This window comes from Streptomyces sp. NPDC059477 (genome assembly GCF_042749375.1).
In the GTDB taxonomy this organism is placed as follows: domain Bacteria; phylum Actinomycetota; class Actinomycetes; order Streptomycetales; family Streptomycetaceae; genus Streptomyces.
This window is the reverse complement of sequence record NZ_JBHYUG010000009.1, coordinates 95,625-110,997: the sequence shown is the minus strand read 5'-3', so window position 1 is coordinate 110,997 and position 15,373 is coordinate 95,625. Positions and strand designations below refer to the sequence as shown.

The 15,373-nt window shown below is 72.2% G+C and carries 14 protein-coding genes and 1 pseudogene; 10 read left to right on the top strand and 5 right to left on the bottom strand.

Annotated features, from left to right (window positions below; all coding sequences use genetic code 11):
- The first annotated feature begins 6 nt into the window (after nucleotides 1-6).
- From ACFXAZ_RS07280 to ACFXAZ_RS07270, 3 genes are all read left to right on the top strand, one after another.
- A complete protein-coding gene (locus ACFXAZ_RS07280) occupies nucleotides 7-1,005 on the top strand; it encodes a carbohydrate ABC transporter permease (protein ID WP_384586208.1) in 999 nt (332 codons plus the stop codon).
- Between the two features lie 67 nt (nucleotides 1,006-1,072).
- Nucleotides 1,073-1,912: a carbohydrate ABC transporter permease gene (locus ACFXAZ_RS07275; protein ID WP_384586286.1), complete on the top strand. Its 840-nt coding sequence runs from the start codon at nucleotides 1,073-1,075 to the stop codon at nucleotides 1,910-1,912.
- On the top strand, nucleotides 1,909-3,318 hold the full coding sequence (locus tag ACFXAZ_RS07270; RefSeq protein WP_384586206.1) for a GH1 family beta-glucosidase: 1,410 nt from the start codon (nucleotides 1,909-1,911) through the stop codon (nucleotides 3,316-3,318). The genes ACFXAZ_RS07275 and ACFXAZ_RS07270 overlap by 4 nt, the downstream gene beginning before the upstream one ends.
- Before the next feature lie 276 nt (nucleotides 3,319-3,594).
- Here ACFXAZ_RS07270 and ACFXAZ_RS07265 read toward each other — a convergent pair whose 3' ends face one another.
- Nucleotides 3,595-4,461 carry a CDP-alcohol phosphatidyltransferase family protein gene (locus ACFXAZ_RS07265; RefSeq protein ID WP_384586204.1) on the bottom strand — a complete coding sequence of 289 codons (867 nt, stop codon included), beginning with the start codon at nucleotides 4,459-4,461 and terminating at the stop codon, nucleotides 3,595-3,597.
- 107 nt (nucleotides 4,462-4,568) lie between these two features.
- Between ACFXAZ_RS07265 and ACFXAZ_RS07260 the strand changes: the two genes are divergently transcribed.
- From ACFXAZ_RS07260 to ACFXAZ_RS07240, 5 genes and pseudogenes are all read left to right on the top strand, one after another.
- A complete protein-coding gene (locus ACFXAZ_RS07260; protein ID WP_384586202.1) occupies nucleotides 4,569-5,564 on the top strand; it encodes a zinc-binding alcohol dehydrogenase in 996 nt (331 codons plus the stop codon).
- 82 nt (nucleotides 5,565-5,646) lie between these two features.
- Nucleotides 5,647-6,045: a 6-pyruvoyl tetrahydropterin synthase family protein gene (locus tag ACFXAZ_RS07255; protein ID WP_384586200.1), complete on the top strand. Its 399-nt coding sequence runs from the start codon at nucleotides 5,647-5,649 to the stop codon at nucleotides 6,043-6,045.
- 113 nt (nucleotides 6,046-6,158) lie between these two features.
- A complete protein-coding gene (locus tag ACFXAZ_RS07250) occupies nucleotides 6,159-7,337 on the top strand; it encodes a glycosyltransferase family 4 protein (protein ID WP_384586284.1) in 1,179 nt (392 codons plus the stop codon).
- On the top strand, nucleotides 7,334-8,578 hold the full coding sequence (locus tag ACFXAZ_RS07245; protein WP_384586198.1) for a hypothetical protein: 1,245 nt from the start codon (nucleotides 7,334-7,336) through the stop codon (nucleotides 8,576-8,578). The genes ACFXAZ_RS07250 and ACFXAZ_RS07245 overlap by 4 nt, the downstream gene beginning before the upstream one ends.
- A pseudogene (locus ACFXAZ_RS07240) lies at nucleotides 8,575-9,480 on the top strand (lysylphosphatidylglycerol synthase transmembrane domain-containing protein); the annotation flags it as partial. The gene ACFXAZ_RS07245 and the pseudogene ACFXAZ_RS07240, both read left to right, overlap by 4 nt.
- Nucleotides 9,481-9,602: 122 nt before the next feature.
- On the opposite strand, the gene ACFXAZ_RS07235 reads toward ACFXAZ_RS07240, so the two are convergent.
- On the bottom strand, nucleotides 9,603-10,367 hold the full coding sequence (locus ACFXAZ_RS07235; protein WP_384586282.1) for a creatininase family protein: 765 nt from the start codon (nucleotides 10,365-10,367) through the stop codon (nucleotides 9,603-9,605).
- Nucleotides 10,368-10,438: 71 nt separating this feature from the next.
- Here ACFXAZ_RS07235 and ribA point away from each other — a divergent pair, with 71 nt between their 5' ends.
- On the top strand, nucleotides 10,439-11,143 hold the full coding sequence (ribA, locus tag ACFXAZ_RS07230) for a GTP cyclohydrolase II (RefSeq protein WP_384586196.1): 705 nt from the start codon (nucleotides 10,439-10,441) through the stop codon (nucleotides 11,141-11,143).
- Nucleotides 11,144-11,183: 40 nt separating this feature from the next.
- Here ribA and ACFXAZ_RS07225 read toward each other — a convergent pair whose 3' ends face one another.
- Both ACFXAZ_RS07225 and ACFXAZ_RS07220 read right to left on the bottom strand, forming a co-directional pair.
- Nucleotides 11,184-12,419 carry a serine hydrolase domain-containing protein gene (locus tag ACFXAZ_RS07225; protein WP_384586194.1) on the bottom strand — a complete coding sequence of 412 codons (1,236 nt, stop codon included), beginning with the start codon at nucleotides 12,417-12,419 and terminating at the stop codon, nucleotides 11,184-11,186.
- Nucleotides 12,420-12,640: 221 nt separating this feature from the next.
- Nucleotides 12,641-13,228, bottom strand: coding sequence for a TetR/AcrR family transcriptional regulator (locus tag ACFXAZ_RS07220; RefSeq protein ID WP_384586192.1), 588 nt, complete (start codon nucleotides 13,226-13,228; stop codon nucleotides 12,641-12,643).
- An 86-nt stretch (nucleotides 13,229-13,314) separates the two neighbouring features.
- Here ACFXAZ_RS07220 and ACFXAZ_RS07215 point away from each other — a divergent pair, with 86 nt between their 5' ends.
- On the top strand, nucleotides 13,315-13,824 hold the full coding sequence (locus ACFXAZ_RS07215; RefSeq protein WP_384586190.1) for a PPOX class F420-dependent oxidoreductase: 510 nt from the start codon (nucleotides 13,315-13,317) through the stop codon (nucleotides 13,822-13,824).
- Here ACFXAZ_RS07215 and ACFXAZ_RS07210 read toward each other — a convergent pair.
- Entirely contained in the window at nucleotides 13,811-15,274 is a 1,464-nt protein-coding gene (locus ACFXAZ_RS07210; protein WP_384586188.1) for a membrane-associated oxidoreductase, read from the bottom strand. The two genes, ACFXAZ_RS07215 and ACFXAZ_RS07210, sit on opposite strands and share 14 nt — an antisense overlap.
- Nucleotides 15,275-15,373 lie beyond the last annotated feature (99 nt).

Below are 15,373 nucleotides of genomic sequence, written 5' to 3'. Positions count from 1 at the left end.
CGGACCGTGACCACCACCACTGCCTCCGCCGGGACCGGCGAGCCGGCGGTCGGCAAGACCCCGCCCGGCCCGGCGCGCCGCCCGCGCCGCTCCGGGCGGCTCCGGCGCGTCTCCCTGCCGTATCTGCTGCTGCTGCCCGCCGTGCTGTTCGAACTGCTCGTGCATCTGGTGCCGATGGTCATCGGCATCGTGATGAGCTTCAAGGAACTCACCCAGTTCTACATCCGTGACTGGGGCATGGCCCCCTGGTCCGCCTTCGACAACTACCGGCTGTCGGTGGACTTCGACGCCCCCGTCGGCGAGGCCCTGCTCCGCTCCTTCTTCACCACCTGCCTGTTCACCGTGCTCTCGGTCGGCCTGTGCTGGCTGATCGGCACCGCCGCGGCGATCTACATGCAGGACACCTTCCGCGGCCGGGGCCTGCTGCGCGCCCTGTTCCTGGTGCCGTACGCGCTGCCCGTGTACGCCGCCGTCATCACCTGGGTGTTCATGTTCCAGCACGACAACGGCCTGGTGAACCATGTCCTGCACGACCAGCTCGGGATCACCGACCAGCCCTCCTTCTGGCTGATCGGCGACAACAGCTTCTACGCCCTGCTGATCGTGTCGGTGTGGAAGGGCTGGCCGTTCGCCTTCCTCATCGTGATGGCCGGCCTCCAGAACATCCCGAGGGACCTGTACGAGGCCGCCGCCCTCGACGGCGCCGGGATGTGGCAGCAACTGCGCCGGATCACCCTGCCCTCGCTGCGGCCGGTCAACCAGGTCCTGGTCCTGGTGCTGTTCCTGTGGACGTTCAACGACTTCAACACGCCGTACGTGATGTTCGGCAAGTCCGCGCCCGAGGCCGCCGACCTCATCTCCGTCCACATCTACCAGGCGTCGTTCGTCACCTGGAACTTCGGCACCGGCTCCGCCATGTCCGTCCTGCTGCTGCTCTTCCTGCTGCTGGTGACCGGCGGCTACCTGTGGCTCACCTCGCGCGGACGGAGGACCGCCGATGTCTAGCGTCCAGCCCAGCCAGCCCCTCCAGCCCCTTTCCAAGACCCGCGAGACACGCACCGCCCGTTCCCCGATGGCCCCGCCCCGGTCCTTCCTCTGGTCCCGGCGGATCTTCCTCACCCTGCTCACCGGCTTCGTCCTGGTCCCCGTCTACGTGATGGTCTCCAGCTCCCTGAAGCCGCTCGCCGATGTCACCGGCCAGTTCCGCTGGCTGCCCAGCGGCCTGACCATCCGCCCGTACATCGACATCTGGTCCACCGTCCCGCTCGCCAAGTACTTCCTGAACTCGCTGATCGTGGCGGGCGCGGCGACCGTCTGCTCGGTGGTCATCGCGGTGTTCGCCGCCTACGCCGTCAGCCGCTACCGCTTCCGCGGCCGACGCGTCTTCACGGTCACCGTGCTCTCCACCCAGATGCTCCCCGGCATCCTCTTCCTGCTCCCGCTGTTCCTGATCTACGTCAATATCGGCAACGCCACCGGTATCGCCCTGTTCGGCTCGCGCGGCGGGCTGATCCTGACGTATCTCACCTTCTCGCTGCCGTTCTCGATCTGGATGCTCATCGGGTACTTCGACTCGGTGCCGCGCGATCTGGACGAGGCGGCCCTGGTCGACGGCTGCGGCCCGCTCGGCGCGCTGTTCCGGGTCGTCGTTCCGGCGGCCGTCCCCGGCATCGTCGCGGTCGCCGTCTACGCCTTCATGACCGCCTGGGGAGAGGTGCTGTTCGCCTCGGTGATGACCAACGACACCACCCGCACGCTGGCCGTCGGCCTCCAGGGCTACTCCACCCTCAACGACGTCTACTGGAACCAGATCATGGCCGCGTCACTGGTCGTGAGCCTTCCCGTGGTCGCCGGATTCCTGCTGCTCCAGCGCTTTCTCGTCACCGGTCTGACGGCAGGGGCCGTCAAGTGACCGGCGTCCCCGAAAACACCGAAAGGACTTCCGTGTCCGAACGTTTCGACCGCATCGACCTCGCCGCCCTCCCGCGCGACTTCCTGTGGGGCACGGCCACATCGGCGTACCAGATCGAGGGGGCCGTGGCGCAGGACGGCAGGGGGCCGTCGATCTGGGACACCTTCTCGCACACCCCCGGGAAGATCGACAACGACGACCACGGTGATGTCGCCGCCGACCACTACCACCGCTGGCGCGAGGACATCGACCTGATGCGCCGGCTCGGCACCAACGCCTACCGGCTGTCCATCGCCTGGCCCCGGGTGCTGCCCGGCGGCGACGGCCCGGTCAACGCCCGCGGTCTCGACTTCTACGACGAGCTGATCGACGGTCTGCTGGACGCGGGCATCACCCCGTCCGTCACCCTCTACCACTGGGACCTGCCGCAGGCCCTCCAGGACCGCGGCGGCTGGCCCGAACGCGACACCGCCGAGCACTTCGCCGCGTACGCCTCCGTCGTCGCCGAACGGCTCGCCGACCGGGTCACCCACTGGACCACCCTCAACGAGCCCCTGTGCTCCGCCTGGATCGGTCACCTCGAAGGCAAGATGGCCCCCGGCTGGACCGACCTCACCGCCGCCGTCCGCGCCTCCTACCATCTGCTCCTCGGCCACGGCCTCGCCGCCCAGGCCATCCGCGCGGCCGTCCCCGGCGCCCAGGTCGGCATCGTCAACAACCTCTCCACCGTGCACCCCGCCTCCGACCGCCCCGAGGACCTCGCCGCCGCCCGCCGCATGGACGGTCACACCAACCGCTGGTGGCTCGACCCGGTGCACGGCCGCGGCTTCCCCGAGGACATGCGCGCGCTGTACGGCGTCGAACTCCCCGAGCGGCCCGGCGACCTGGAGACCATCGCCGCGCCCCTGGACTGGCTCGGCCTGAACTACTACTTCCCGCAGACCGTCGCCGACGACCCCGCGGCCCCCGTCCCGCACGTCGATGCCATCCGCCGCCCGCTCGTCCCGCGCACCGGCATGGACTGGGAGGTCGACGCCACCGGCATCGAGACCCTGCTGCTGCGCCTCACCGAGGACTACGGCGTCCGCAAGCTGTACGTCACCGAGAACGGCTCGTCCTACCCGGATGTCGTCCGCCCCGACGGTACCGTCGAGGACCCCGAGCGCCAGGACTACCTCGTCCAGCACCTCGCCGCCTGCGCCTCCGCCGCCCGCAAGGGCGCCCCGCTCGCCGGGTACTTCGCCTGGTCCCTGCTGGACAACTTCGAATGGGCGTACGGCTACGACAAGCGCTTCGGCCTCGTCCACGTCGACTACCGCACCCAGAAGCGCACCATCAAGGGTTCCGGGCACCGTTACGCGGACATCGTCCGCGCCCACCGGGGTCGCGCCGCCGAGGCCGCCTGACCTCGATGCCCCGGCGCCCCGGAGGCAGGGGCTGACGCACAAGGGAGGCCGGGCGGCCCGATCGCCCGGCCTCAGCGGCACCAGGGCGGCGACGCCGGACGACGTGCGCGGGGAGCGGGGTGACTGGGCCGCTGCTGGACTGGACGCCGGGCTGCCGGTGGCAGTACCGCTAGCGGTGGTGGTGGTGCTGCCGCGACGGGCGTGAGGGGACGTCACCGCGTCCACCGGCCCACCCGTCCACCGGCCCACCCGCCCCACCCGCCAAGCGTCAACATGTCAACCGGCCACAGGCTCCAGCAGCCGCTGCGGGTCGATCGCGGCGGGCGGCTTCGCCCGCGCCTCCAGCGGGTCCAGCGCCCGCGACCGCCCAGCCGAGGCCCGTACCCACCCCCATACCCATCCCCGTACGCGCCCCCGGACTCCCGCCGTCGACCGCGACCCCCGCCACAGCCACCCCACATCCCGCCCGAACGACCACACCAGCAGGGCCAGTGCCAGTGCGACGACCCCCGTGGTCGCCGCGCGGGGCAGCAGGTCCGCGCCCGCCACCAGCAGCAGGACGCCTTGCAGCGCGGCCACCGTCTTGCGGGCGGTGCTCGGCGGCAGCGGGGCGTCGAGCCAGGGCCACAGCCGGGCGGCGGCGACGAAGCCGTACCGCATGCCGCCGATCAGCAGCACCCACGGCCCCAGCGACATCGAGACGTACACGCTCAGGACCAGGATGAGGAACGCGTCGACCTCCATGTCGAAGCGGGCGCCCAGCGCGGACGACGTACCCGTGCGCCGGGCGACCTTGCCGTCCACGCCGTCCAGGACCAGCGCGACCGCCGTCAGGCCGACCAGCAGGGAGACCGGCGGCGCGGACCGGAAGGAGTCCGCGACCAGGGCGGTCACCGCGCCGACCAGGGTGGCGCGGCCGAGGGTGACCCGGTTGGCGGGGCCGAAGCGGATCGGCCGGGAGCGGCGCAGCGCGGCGGAGAGCAGCGCCCACAGGGCGAGCGCGAAGACCAGACCGCTCAGCCAGCCCGCCGGTCCCATGCCGATCGCCGTGCCGACCAGGGCCAGCAGCAGGATCTGCGCCCCCGCGCCCACCGCCGGTTCCGGGAGAACCGGCCTCGCTCCACAGGTGTTGTTCAGTGCCACCGCGCATCCTCCGGCCGTGTGACAGAGTCCTTCGTCGCCGCGTACTGTGCGCGGCCTGTGCACACCTCGGTACGTGAACAGCTTCCCGATCGTTCAGGAGGATGTGGATGAACCGCTCCGCACACGCGTTCTGGTTGAGCCGTCCGGGTGAGGGTGAGATCCGGCCGGTCACTCTGCCGGAACCGCGGGCCGGGGAGGTCGTCGTCCGCACCCTGTGGTCCGGCGTCAGCCGTGGCACCGAGACCCTCGTCTTCCGTGGCCAGGTGCCCGGCAGCCAGCACACCGCCATGCGCGCGCCCTTCCAGGAGGGCGACTTCCCGGCCCCGGTGAAGTACGGCTACCTCAACGTCGGCACGGTCGAGGAGGGCCCGGACACCCTGGTCGGCCGTACGGTCTTCTGCCTCTACCCGCATCAGACGCGGTACGTCGTCCCCGCCACCGCCGTGACCCCGGTACCGGAGTCGGTGCCCGCCGGGCGGGCCGTGCTCGCCGGGACCATGGAGACCGCCGTGAACGCGCTCTGGGACGCGGCACCGCTGGTCGGCGACCGGATCGCGGTGGTCGGCGGCGGCATGGTCGGCTGCTCGGTGGCCGCGCTGCTGGCCCGGTTCCCCGGCGTGCGCGTGCAGTTGGTGGACACCGATCCGGCGCGGGCACGGGTCGCCGCCGCGCTCGGCGTGGACTTCGCGGCGCCCGAGGACGCCCTGGGCGACCGCGACCTCGTCGTGCACGCCAGCGCCACCGAGCGCGGCCTGACCCGCGCCCTGGAACTCCTCGCCCCCGAGGGCACGGTCCTGGAACTGAGCTGGTACGGGGACCGGCGCGTCGCTCTGCCGCTCGGTGAGGCGTTCCACTCCCGCCGCCTGGTCATCCGTGGCAGCCAGGTCGGCACCGTCTCCCCGGCGGCCCGCCCCGGCCGCGGTTACGCCGATCGGCTGGCTCTCGCCCTGGAACTCCTCGCCGATCCGGCGTTGGATGAACTCATCACCGGTGAGTGTGCTTTCGCGGAACTGCCCGAGGTCATGCCGGGGTTGGCGTCGGGCGCGATCCCGGCACTGTGCCACCGGGTGCGCTATCCCGATGGCGGGACCGTCCTGACCTGAGAAGACCCGCCCGGCGGTGAACGGGGCACGCCGGACGGCCGTAATACCCGGTATCCGTGTCCCGCATCAGGAGGGTCGCCCGTTGTTCAGTGTCACCGTCCGCGATCACATCATGATCGCCCACAGTTTCCATGGCGAGGTGTTCGGCCCGGCGCAGCGTCTGCATGGGGCGACGTTCCTGGTGGACGCCACCTTCCGGCGCGAGCAGCTGGACGACGACAACATCGTCGTCGACATGGGCCTGGCGGCCCAGGAACTCGGCGCCGTCGTCGGCGAGCTGAACTACCGCAACCTCGACAGCGAACCCGACTTCGCGGGCGTCAACACCTCCACGGAGTTCCTCGCGAAGGTCATCGCCGACCGGCTGGCGGAGCGGGTCCACAAGGGCGCCTTCGGCGCGGGGGCGCGGGGTCTGACCGGTATCGCGGTCACCCTGCACGAGTCGCATGTGGCCTGGGCGAGCTATGAGCGTGCGCTGTGAGGGAAGCGACTGACGTGACCGATGCGACCGGCGTGACCGAGGCGACAGGCTTGACCGGTGTGACCGGTGTGACCGGTGTGACCGGTGTGACCGGTGTGACCGGTGTGACCGGTGTGCCCGGCGTGACGGCTCCCGCCCCGCGTCTGACCTACGTCCCTGGGCAGCCGGCCCGGCAGAACGGCGAGATCACCCCCATGTCCCTGCGCTCCCTGCACTTCATCCTGCCGGGCGGTGTGGACGACCCGTCGACCCCGAGCGGCGGCAACGCCTACGACCGCCGGATCTGCCTCGACCTGCCCGGCTTCGGCTGGCAGGTGCGCAAGCATCTGGTGGACGGCGGCTGGCCGCGCCCGGCGCCGGAGGCGCGCGCCCACCTCGCCCGCGTCCTGGCGGACCTCCCGGACGGCGTGGTCGTGCTGCTGGACGGTCTGGTGGCCTGCGGCGTCCCAGAGGTGCTGCTCCCCGAGACCGACCGACTGCGCGTCGCCGTCCTGGTCCATCTCCCACTGGGCGACGAGATGGGCCTCAGCCCCGAGGCGGCCGAGGAACTCGACGCCCGTGAACGCGCTGTGCTGCGGGGCGTCCCCGCGGTGATCGCCACCAGCGACTGGGCCGCCCGCCGCCTGGCCTCCCACCACGGCCTGGCCCCCGACCGGGTCCATGTCGCCACCCCCGGCGCCGACATCGCCCCCCTCGCCTCCGGCACCGACGGCGTCTCCCGGCTGCTGTGCGTGGCCGCCGTGACGCCCCGCAAGGGCCAGCACCGCCTGGTGGAGGCCCTCGCCCAGGTCGCCGACCTGCCCTGGAGCTGCGTCTGCGTGGGCGCGCTGACCCCGGACCCGGCGTACGTCCACCGGCTCCGCGCCCAGATCGACGGCCACGGCCTGACCGACCGCGTGGAGCTGCCCGGCCCCCGGTCCGGCGCCGCCCTCGACGCCAGCTACGCCACGGCCGACCTGATGGTCCTCACCTCCTACGCGGAGACGTACGGCATGGCGGTCACGGAGGCTCTGGCACGCGGCATCCCGGTGCTGGCCACGGACGTGGGCGGCCTCCCGGAGGCGGTCGGCCGCGCGCCCGACGGCGGTGTCCCCGGCATCCTCGTCCCGCCGGAGGACCCGGCCGCCCTCGCCGCCGAACTGCGCGGCTGGTTCGGCGAGCCGGACGTCCGCCGCCGCCTCAGGTCCGCCGCCCGAGCCCGCCGCACCACCCTCACCGGCTGGGCCTCCACCGCCCAGTCCCTGGCCGCCGTACTGACCCGACTACCGACCGAACCCCGGAGGGCGGCATGAACGACCCGAGCATGGCGGGTACGTGGGCGAGTGCAGCGCCGGAACCCGGATCCGGCGGCGCCACCGCCCACCCGGGTGGGGTTTCTGCCGGTGGTGCGCTGTCGGGTGGGGTCCATATCGGCGGTGTGCTGCCGGGCGGGGCGTCTGTCGGCGACGCGCTGCCGGGCGGGGCGATTGCCGGTGGCGCGCTGCCCGGTGGGGCGATTGCCGGTGGCGCGCTGCTGGGCGGGATCTCCACCCACGCCTCCCTCCCGAGCGACCCTCCCACCCACGCCCCTCTCCGAGGCGCCGGCCCCGGCGAGCGCCCCACCGTCCGGCTGCGCACCACCGGCCCCGACACCGCGACCGACACCACCCCCACCCCCACCCCTCACCCCGAATCCGACGACCCTCACCCCCACCCCCACACGCCCCCGCGCTACGCCCCCGAATGGCTGGAGTTGCGGGAACCCGTCGACGCCCTCGCGCGGTCGGCTGCGCTGCTGGCCCCCCTGCGGAACCGGCTGGCGCATCCGCCGAGCCGGCCGGACGGCCTCATCGTGCACGACCTGGGCTGTGGCACCGGTTCGATGGGCCGCTGGCTGGCGCCCCGGCTGGACGGTGCCCAGCACTGGATCCTGCACGACCGTGACCCCTACCTCCTGCACTTCGCCGCCGCTGGCTCCCCGCGTTCGGCCGCCGACGGCAGCCCGGTCACCGTCGGGACCCGGCGCGGTGACGTGGCCCGGCTGACCCCGGACGCCCTGGCGGGCGCGTCGCTGGTGACCGCGTCGGCGCTGCTGGACGTCCTGGCTCCCGGCGAGATCGAGGCCCTCGCCGCCGCCTGTACCGGCGCCGGCTGCCCGGCCCTGCTCACCCTCTCCGTCGCGGGCCGCGTCGACCTCACCCCCGCGGACCCCCTGGACGCCGAGATCACCGCCGCCTTCAACGCCCACCAGCGCCGCACCGGACTGCTCGGCCCCGACGCCATCACCACGGCGTGCGAGGCGTTCTCCGAGCGAGGCGCGACGGTCCACGTCCGCCCCAGCCCCTGGCAACTCGGCCCGGAGCAGGCAGCCTTGACGTCCCAGTGGCTACGCGGCTGGGTCGCCGCGGCGGTGGAACAGCGCCCGGAGCTGACGCGACGAGCGGAGAATTACCTGACCGCACGACTGACAACCCTGGCGGCAGGCCAACTCCGGGCAACCATCCACCACACCGACCTCCTGGCCCTCCCGCACAACACAGACGGCACCTCATGACGCGGGCACCGGCAACGCCGCCAAAGGGGCGCGGGGAACTGCGCGACCAGCCACAACCCACCCGCACCCGACACACCACCGCCCTCAAAAACCACCTCGGCACCGCAGCCGGCATCACCATCCTCGCCCTACTGGCGTGGCGTCTCGGCACCGGCGCCGTCCTGGACGGCCTGCGCCGCATCGACGCCCAGGCCCTCACCACCGCCCTGGCGATCGGCCTGTTCACCACCGTCCTCAGCGCCCGGCGCTGGCAACTGGTCGCCAGGGGCCTGCGCATCCGTCTCCCCCTGGCCCCGGCCGTCGCCGACTACTACCGCGCCCTGTTCCTCAACGCCGCACTCCCCGGCGGAGTCCTCGGGGACGTCGACCGCGCCGTCCGCCACGGCCGCGCCGAGGGCGACCTGGGCCGCGGCATCCGCGCCGTCGTCCTGGAGCGCACCGCCGGTCAACTGGCCCTCGTCGGCGCCGGGACGGCCGTACTCCTGACCCTCCCGTCACCCGTCCAGCACCAGACCCGCCACCTCACCCTGCTCCTCCTGACCGCCGCCGCAGGCACCCTCGCGGTGGTCACCGCCGTACGGATGAACCGCCCCCGCCCCGACCACGGAAGCCCCACCCCTCGACACCCTGCCCGCCCGCGCCGCGCCCTTCTTGCCGAGGCCCGCAAGGCCCTGCTGTCCCGGCGCAACGCCCCCGGGGTCATCGGCTGGTCCCTGCTGGTGCTGGCCGGCCATCTCGCCCTGTTCGTCGTCGCGGCCCGGGTCGCCGGAGTCGCCGCCCCGGTCCGCACACTGGTGCCGCTCGCGGTACTCGCCCTGCTCGCGATGAGCGTCCCGCTGAACGTCGGCGGCTGGGGCCCGCGCGAGGGCGTCACCGCCTGGGCTTTCTCGGCCGCCGGACTCGGCGCGAGCAGCGGTCTGACCACGGCCGTCGTCTACGGAGTGCTCGGCTTCGCCGCGAGCCTGCCCGGCGCCCTCGTCCTCGCCGTCCGGGGCTGGACGGCCCTGCGCGAGAGGAGCACGGCCTACGCCGAATCGTCTTCCGTCAGCAGCGAAAAGCACGCACCGAAGGAATCCGTGAGGCTCGCCAGCAGTTCCTTTCCCTTTTCCGCCGATCCCAGGGAAGGACGGCCGATGACACCCGAATCGGTATAGCCGGACATGCCCAGAGTCAGCAGCCGCCGCCGGTCGTCCTGGATGAAATCGGCGGTCTCATAACCGGGCCGGACCATTTCCGGATGAGTGTGCAGCAGGACGGAGGTCTCTATTTCCCCCGCATGCATGTCGGTGAGCAGCGAGGTCTCCACCCCCGCCCGCTCACGCGCCGCTTCCCAGTCCTCCACGGCCGGGAACAACGCCATTCGCTCACCGCGCGCGGAGGCTTCCTGAACCACATGGCCCAGGACATAGTTCCCCCCGTGGCCGTTCACCACCACCAGGGCGCCGACCCCCGAGCGCCGCAGTGAGTCGGCGATGTCCCTGATCACCGCGTGCAGGGTGACGGCGGAGATGCTGACGGTCCCCGGCCAGGCGGCGTGCTCGTGCGAGCAGGAGATCGTCACCGGAGGAAGGAGGTGCACCGGGTAGGCGGCGGCGAGTTCCCGGGCCACGGCACAGGCGACGAGCGTGTCGGTCGCCAGCGGAAGATACCGGCCGTGCTGCTCGAAACTCCCGACCGGCAGCACCGCGACCTGTGACGGCAAGCCCGCACCACGGACCCGGACATCCTCCGTGGTGTCCGCCGGCAACGGGCCGTGAGCCGCCGCCCGGCCTATACCCGCATCACCCATCATGTCCCCTTTCCCGGCCCAGATTCCCGGCCCTGTTTCCCGGCCTCTCGTCTCCGCTTAGGAACCAGATCATGACAGAAAGCCTCGGCATACCCGACCCGAAGTCACCGAATTCACCGCCATCACCGCCATCACCGAAGTCACCGCAGCGCACCGGCGTGGAACGGATCGTGAATGCGCCACTGCCCACGGCGTACGGAAAATTCCAGGCGATCGGCTATCTCGACCACGACCGAGGCGACGAACAAGTGGCCCTGGTGCACGGCGATCTCGGCGACCTCGGCACCGGCGACATCCTCACCCGGCTGCACTCCGAGTGCCTGACGGGCGACGCCTTCGGCTCCCGGCACTGCGAATGCGGCGATCAACTGGCCGCCGCGCTAGGGGCGGTCGTCGCCGCGGGCAGCGGCGTCGTCGTCTACCTCAGAGGCCATGAGGGCCGCGGCATCGGACTGCTCGCCAAGCTGCGCGCGATGGCGCTCCAGGCGGAGGGCCTGGACACGGTGGAGGCCAATCTCGCCCTCGGCCTGCCCGTCGACGCCCGCGACTACGGGGTGGCCGCCGAGATCCTGCGCGACCTCGGCGTGCGCTCGGTACGGCTGCTGTCCAACAACCCGCGCAAGCGCGAGGCGCTGGTACGCCACGGCGTCCAGGTCGCCGAACAGGTCCCGCTGCTCATCCCGCCGTCCGAGAGCAACATCACCTATCTGCGCACCAAGCGGGAACGGCTGGATCACCATCTGCCCCACCTGGACGCCGTGGCCCACTGGTCCTGAGGGACCGAGCCCCGACCAACTGGCGTCGTCCGGAAGGCCGTCAGCCGACGACCACCGCCTCATGCACCAACCGCTTCAGGTCCGAGAAGATCGTGTGCGAGGTGCGCGGGCGGACCTGGCTGTAGAACTGCACGGTCAGATCGCGGGCCGGGTCCACGAAGAACGTCGTGGTGGCCACACCGGTCCAGCCGTACGTCCCGAGCCCGGCGGGCGCCTTGGTGCGGGCCGGGTCGATCACCACGGAGACGCCCAGGCCGAAGCCGACGCCCTCGTTACCGGGTTCGTCGTGCGCCGGGCGGCTGCCGAAGGAGCGCAGATCGGCGCCGCCGGGAAGGTGGTTGGCGGTCATCAGGTCGACGGTCGCGGGCGACAGCAGCCGTACGCCGTCCAGTTCCCCGCCGCGGCGCAGCAACTCCATGAACCGGTGGATGTCGTGGGCTCCCGCGACCATGCCGCCGCTGCCGGAGAGAAATCGCGGCCGTCCCTTCAGCGGCAGCCCGGCGATCGGCTCGATGCCCCGGCCGTCCTCCCGCTCGCCGTACAACTCCGAGAGCCGTCCCAGGTTTTCGGGCGCGACCTCGAAACCGGCGTCCGCCATGCCGAGCGGGCCGAAGAGCCGCTCGGCGAAGAAGGCGTCGAGGGGCCGGCCCGACACCACCTCGATGATCCGGCCGAGCACATTGCTGGCCACCGAGTAGTTCCACTGGGTGCCCGGCTCGAACTGCAACGGCAGACTCGCGTACACATCGATGGTCCGGGCGAGATCCGCGCCCGGCGGCACGGAGGACTCCAGATGGGCCGCGCGATACAGCGCGTCGACGGGGTGGGAGTGGTAGAAGGCGAAGGTCAGCCCGGCGGTGTGGCTCAGCAAGTGCCGGATCAGAATGGGCTGTTCCACGGTCCGGGTGCGTACGTCGTCGCCCGCACCATCGACGTACACGCGCGCGTCGGCGAACGCGGGCAGATGGCGGGCGACCGGATCGTCCAGCGACAGCCTGCCCTCCTCGACCAGCATCAGCACGGCGACCGCGGTCACCGGCTTGGTCATGGAGTAGATCCGCCACAGCGTGTCCGGCTCCACCGGCAGCCCGGCCGCGATGTCCCGCTCACCGTGCGCGGTGAGATGGGCGACCCGGCCGCCCCGCGCGACCGACACCAGGAACCCGGGCAACCGCCCCTCGCCGACGACGGACGCGAAGTGCCGGTCGAGGCGGTCCAGCGCCTTCGGATCCAGCCCCACCTCGGCCGGGTCGACCTCTTGCCGCAGTCCTGCCATCGCGCTCTCCTCCACTTGCCTTCCGACGAGGTGGGGACCGGTACATCCCCCGCCCGCGCCCTCAGCCCTCATCGTCGCTCAGGTCCCCCCACGAGCACCGCCGGACCTGCTGATCGGCAGTGTGGCGTCGACTACTACGCCGCCCGCGCCCCCGTGCCGACCGCACTACGGTGCCGACCGCGCCCACCACATGAGGAGCCCGGCCAGCACCCGTCCCCGCATCACCGCCCGTCAGCCTCCGGCCCGAGATGCGCCTCCAGGGACGCGAGCAGTACGGGCGTGACCTCGTTCGTTCCCGTCGCGAGTCGCAGGCTTCCCCAGCTCCACAGCTGGGCGATCCCGTGCCAGTTCGCCCACAGCGCGCCCGCGACCACCCGCGCGTCGGCGCCGGGTCGGGCCCGCCCGACCAGTTCCACCAGCAGCCCGAACAGTGGCAGGCTCGTGTCCCGCAGGCCCAGATGTCCGCTCTCCAGCAGATCGTGACGGAACATCAGCTCGTACATCCCGCGCCGGCCGAGCGCGAAGTCGAGATACGTCCGTCCCAGCGCGGCGAGTTGCTCGCGCGGCCCCGCCCCGTCGTCCCCGGCCACCGTCCGCACCCGCTCGCCCAGCTCGCCGAAGCCGCGTCCCGCGATGGCCGACAGCAGCTCCAGGTGGGTGGGGAAGTAGCGGCGCGGGGCGCCGTGCGAGACACCGGCCCGGCGGGCGATCTCCCGCAGGGTGAGCGCCTGCGGGCCCTCCCGCTCCAGCAGCTCCACACCGGCATCGACCAGCCGCGCACGCAGCCCAAGCTCTTCGGAATCAGTCATAGACGCTGTCTACAGGATGAAGGTAGACGGTGTCTACCTCTGTCGTCCGGGGGGAATGGACCCGTGATCGCACCGGTTGTTCCGACATGACCGAGGACAGGACCGATACCGAGACCGCGAGCACGACCCACGACGACACCCACGACGACACCCACGACGACACCCTGGACGCGCTGCTCAAGCTGCTCTCCGAAGGGCATGGCGGGGTGCTCGTCACCCTCAAGCGCGACGGACGGCCGCAGCTGTCGAACGTCAGCCACGCCTACGACCCCGAGGAACGGATCATCCGGATCTCCGTCACGGACGACCGCGCCAAGACCCGCAACGCCCGCCGCGACGCCCGGGTCTCCTACCACGTCACCAGCGCCGACCGCTGGGCCTACACGGTGGCCGAGGGCACGGCCGACCTCACCCCGGTCGCCCAGAACCCGGACGACGCCACGGTCGAGGAGCTGATCCGCCTCTACCGCGACGTCCTGGGCGAGCACCCCGACTGGGACGACTACCGCCGGGCGATGGTCCGTGACCGCCGCCTGGTCCTGCGGATCCGGGTGGACCGCGCCTACGGCGTGCCCCGCCGCGCTACTGCCGGTTGACGATCCTGGCCACGCCCGCGACGACGGTGGACGCCAGGATCCAGCCCGCGAGGACGAGGACGTACGACAGCTTCTGGTACCAGCCGTCCGGCGCGAACGCCGACTCCTGGCCGAAGGAGATCACCGGCAGCAGCAGGTCCAGGGTGTAGAAGACGGGGTCGAAGCCCGGCGCCTCGGACGGTTTCAGCGGGCGTGGGTGGTGCAGGCCGAAGGTGATCGAGCCGACCGCCACCAGGGAGAGCAGCCAGCCGCACGCCCTCAGTGGGCGGAATCCGTAGCCGACGGTGGCGTCCTGGACCGTGCCCCAGACCCGCCCGTACCAGGAGAGGGTGGCCCGGCGGCGGCGCTGCTTGGCCAGCTGGACCCGGCGGGCCGCGTCGTCGTCGCCGATACGGCGATAGGCGGCCGTCAACTGCTCGTAGGCGTAGGGGACGTAGCCGTCGCCGTCGCGCTCCAGCAGGGGGAGTCGGCGCGCGGCGGGCTCGCCCGGGATCAGGGACGTATAGACGAGGCCCTCCAGATACACCGGGCCCGGCACGACCTCCGGCTCCAGGAACAGGACGTCCATCTGGGCGTGCCGCAGACCCACCCGCCCGTCGACGGGCGGCCCGCCGCGCAGCCAGAGCTGGCCGATGCTCGCGTTTCCGGCCCGCAGCACGGCCTCACCGGGACGGGCCAGGTCGATGTACGACAGGTCCAGGCGGCCGGTGATCCGGGCGCCCCGCAGACCGATCCAGCCGCGCACCCGGGCCCGTTTCATCACCACGTCGCCGTCCACGGTGATCTTCTGCGCGTCCACGGCCAGCCCCCGGGGCGGGTCGAGACGGGCCTCGGTGAGGTCGACGCTGCCACCGACCGTGGTACCGCCGAGCCGGATCTCGCCGGTCGCCGTCAGGCCCGGCGCGCACAGGTCCTCGCCGATCGTCGCCTGGCTGAGCCGCAGCGCGGGCTTGGCGCTGTCCTGGGTCGTGAGCCGGGCACGCGCCAGGAACAGCGCCCCGGCTATCTGCGCGCCGACCATCTGGATCCGCCCGCCCATCCGGCACTCCGACAGCTGGAGCAGCCCGTCGATGCGCACGCCGCCCAGGTCGAGCGCGGGAAGCGCGGAGCCGCGCAGGCTGAGGCGGCGCAACTGGGCGCCGTAGAAGTCGGGCGCGTCGGTGAAGTGACAGTGGGCCAGCCGCACCGGGTGGTCGATCACGGCGTGGGTGAGGTCCAGCGGGCCGGTGACCCGGGCGCCGGACACCCGCAGCGCCGGGACCTCGCCGTCCACCTCGGGACCGCTGACCAGCAGGGCCTTCACCACCGAGGCCCGTAGCGTCCGCTCCGGGCCCCAGTCGGCACCCGCGTCCGGATCGTCGTCCGCGCCGGTACGGAAGTCCACGGTCGCCCCGCGCGGAAAGGCGTGCCACACCCGTCGTTCGGCCGGTGTCAGGTCGTCGATCTGCATCGGGACGCGACTCTGACGCGCCCGGCGCTGGGTGTCAACACGGCGATGACGGCAGGGTGTTCGCCCGAACGGTCACTGTCGGCGCGTCCAGCGCGCATC